Raw genomic sequence first — 2,473 nt, 5'->3', positions numbered from 1 at the left:
TCTGGCGAAGTTTCTTTTCTTGCCTGAAGTACAGCAAGGCTTTCAAATTTTTCTATTATCTTTAAGATAAATGTACGCAAATCATAGAAAGCATCATTCTCAACAATACCTTCTCGATTCGCCTGATCATTTAAACTAATATTTTTATCTCTGTTAATAAATACAGCCCCTACAATCTGGTTTGGGCCAACTTTCCAATTCCCTTGCTTCATTCCCTCTGGATTTCTAACTTTTCTCAATCCTAAATCTAACCAATCCCCTTTGCCTGAGGGTTCTCCGTATGGTCGGACTCTAAAGTTATCTCTATAAATACGAACACCTTGGTTAGCATCAAGAAACGATCTGATTTGCTTAACCTTTAAGTCTATATCAGACATAGACTCTCGTGGAATATAATAAATTTTCACGTCAAGAGGACCACATGCTGGGAGATCATGACGACTTTTAATTAACTCACTCCACGGAACATTATATGCGTCAACTAATTCATTTTTGTATTTATAATTAGCACTAATGCTACCATCATCGAGTATACTTGCTTCTACCGACCAGCGGGAATATTCTAATATTTCAGATGAATTTAACGTTTCCATTTCATTTACATCTGTTGCTATCTCGATCTTAAACTCATCATTCGCAAAAAAAGGTGATACCAAAAGTCTCAACTCCTTCGCAAGATCATTGTACAAGTAACCTGTCCAATCATCCTTCAAACCGAGTAAAATCATTCTGGTCCCATATCCACTTTCTAATACTTGACCATATTTATCTTGAGATGGATAACCAACAGTGTAAACATTATGTTTAATATCAAAGAAACTTTTATCTCTTACTTCATATTTTTTCCAGTCGATATCAAGTTGTAAAACTTGATCTGAAGATGCCGTTTTTGTTTGCAGAATCAATCTTCTACACAAACGGTCTATACCTAGTCGTCCAAGTCCTTTTGCACCAGTTAATATACGGCCATTAGCAGAGGTTTTATTATAAAGTTTATTATCAGTACCAATCTTCAGCCAAGATGATATTAGTGTTTCGGGATCCATACCATTACCATCATCCTCAATTATCATTACAGATGTTGGTTTATCTAATTTAAACAACCTAATCTTAACTTTTTTTGCATCTGCATCATATGAGTTCTTTACTAACTCTGAGATAGCCGTCGTAGAATTTGCAATGCTTTCTCTGCCAAGTTGCAATGGAACTCTCGGAGATAAATCGAAAGCATAGCTATTTAGTAATTTTTTCATCATAAACCTCCAAATCAAATGGGATTTCTTTTACTACTTTCACTGTAAGATGCCTACATCTTATTACATCATTTAAAAAAGAATTAACTTGATATGATTTCAGTTGCGTTAATAATTTTTCACATGTATTAATGTCATCATCAAAAGGTTTGACAATAATCAAATGATTCTCAACAAAAACAGGTTCCGACCCATAAATCAAATGGGCGCCAGCACGATTTTTATCTTTTGGTGACGATGTCCTTTTAATTGTTATAAATGGCGGTTGTATAGGCACACTTTTATGTTTACGTTTAGATATAATATCTGAACTACATATCTTATCCCACGACTTCAACAATCCAGGGAAAATATATTTATGATTATTTCCAACTTCTTCATCTCTATAAGGAACAACTCTTCCAATTGAAACTGAGAAATAATCTGATATAACCGAAGAGAAATCATTATGTCTATTAACCCATTGGATGCCATTAGTATTTTCCTTGACATGGCAATCAAGAATAAATACATCAACATCAGTTTTAGAGTCAAACCGACCTCTCATAATAACTTCACCAGAAATCAAACGTCCGATTTCTTCTCTCCATTTTTCATATCTAGTACCGCTTCTCAATACATCAGGAAGAATGGCGACCAAGTGCATATCAGATAAAGAACTAGCGATGATTTTATCAATAAAAACAGCAGCTAGGTTAACCTTCCCGCCACACCAATATTTATATTCTTTTAAAAAACTTTGGTTATAGGGTGGGTTTATAATAACATGCGTATACTTTTCACAAGAACCATTTTGACTTAAAAAATCAAGAGGTTTGATGTTTTTTAGGCGATTAACATTCTTGTCGATGTTTATTTCATCGACTACCACTCCACGTCTTATAGCCTCTAATACAAGCCGAAGCTTCGCTGCATAGATAAAATCCTCATAAAGATCATATCCATGTAGCATACTATTCCACATAATTAATGTATCACTTAAAGTTTCTTCTACAGGAAGATGCTTCGATAGTGCAATCAGAAGATTTCCAGCCCCACAGCAAGGATCAACTATTTTAGAATCACGCTGTAGTGTATGACTGATTCTTCGTGCACAGTCTGCTGATAATTCCTCTCCTGTAAAAAAAACACCTGACTCTCTTAACGTATTAATAGATTCATTTGATCTTAAAAAGTAATGAGGATCTTCTTCTATAATAATATTTCTGATGTCAGTGTAC

At 34.4% G+C, this 2,473-nt stretch carries 2 protein-coding genes; both read right to left on the bottom strand.

The window, feature by feature from the left end:
• Nucleotides 1-1,256 (bottom strand): ATP-binding protein (locus tag LZ634_RS22430; RefSeq protein WP_234508932.1); only part of this gene is annotated, 1,256 nt, incomplete at its 3' end.
• Nucleotides 1,234-2,473 (bottom strand): N-6 DNA methylase (locus LZ634_RS22425; RefSeq protein WP_234508931.1); only part of this gene is annotated, 1,240 nt, incomplete at its 5' end. The genes LZ634_RS22425 and LZ634_RS22430, both read right to left, overlap by 23 nt.

Origin of the sequence: Kluyvera intermedia, from assembly GCF_021440345.1 — a bacterium.
GTDB classification, from domain to species: Bacteria; Pseudomonadota; Gammaproteobacteria; order Enterobacterales; family Enterobacteriaceae; genus Kluyvera; species Kluyvera intermedia_A.
The sequence above is the reverse complement of the archived record's forward strand: the minus strand, read 5'-3'. Positions and strand labels throughout refer to the sequence as shown.